Source organism: Clostridium homopropionicum DSM 5847 (assembly GCF_001263795.1).
Taxonomy (GTDB): domain Bacteria; phylum Bacillota; class Clostridia; order Clostridiales; family Clostridiaceae; genus Clostridium_H; species Clostridium_H homopropionicum.
The window spans coordinates 1-523 of sequence record NZ_LHUR01000045.1 but is presented as its reverse complement, the minus strand read 5'-3'; the positions used below and the strand labels follow the sequence as shown (position 1 = coordinate 523).

Here is a 523-nt window from a genome sequence, read left to right as displayed (position 1 = left end):
CGGCTCCTAGTGCCAAGGCATTCACCGTGCGCCCTTTCTAACTTGATCGTTAGATGCATGACTTGTCAAAATCTTCGATTTTGCTTACAAGTCAGCACTCCTCAGCTCTGCTGAGTGAGCTTCATTTTGCCATTAGCTATTAAATCAATAAATCTCAACACAGTTGAGATATTTTAACTTAATTTCAAGTTTAATTCACTATGCAATTTTCAAAGAACAATTGGTGGGTCTAAATGGACTCGAACCATCGACCTCACGCTTATCAGGCGTGCGCTCTAACCAGCTGAGCTATAGACCCTTAATGGTGGAGATAAAGAGATTCGAACTCTTGACCCCCTGCGTGCAAGGCAGGTGCTCTCCCAACTGAGCTATACCCCCATACTCTCGAGAAACCAATAGTCTCTCAAAATTAAACAGAATTAAGAACCAGTCTATGAAAGCTGTGATGCTTTCATTTCTCCCTAGAAAGGAGGTGATCCAGCCGCAGGTTCTCCTACAGCTACCTTGTTACGACTTCACCCCA

2 tRNA genes and 1 rRNA gene are annotated in these 523 nt (G+C 43.8%); all 3 read right to left on the bottom strand.

Features of this window, described 5'->3' with window-relative positions:
- Nucleotides 1-221: 221 nt before the first annotated feature.
- Nucleotides 222-298 (bottom strand) — tRNA-Ile (locus tag CLHOM_RS17305).
- 4 nt (nt 299-302) lie between these two features.
- Nucleotides 303-378, bottom strand: a tRNA-Ala gene (locus tag CLHOM_RS17300).
- A gap of 87 nt (nt 379-465) precedes the next feature.
- Nucleotides 466-523, bottom strand: a 16S ribosomal RNA gene (locus CLHOM_RS17295); the annotation flags it as partial.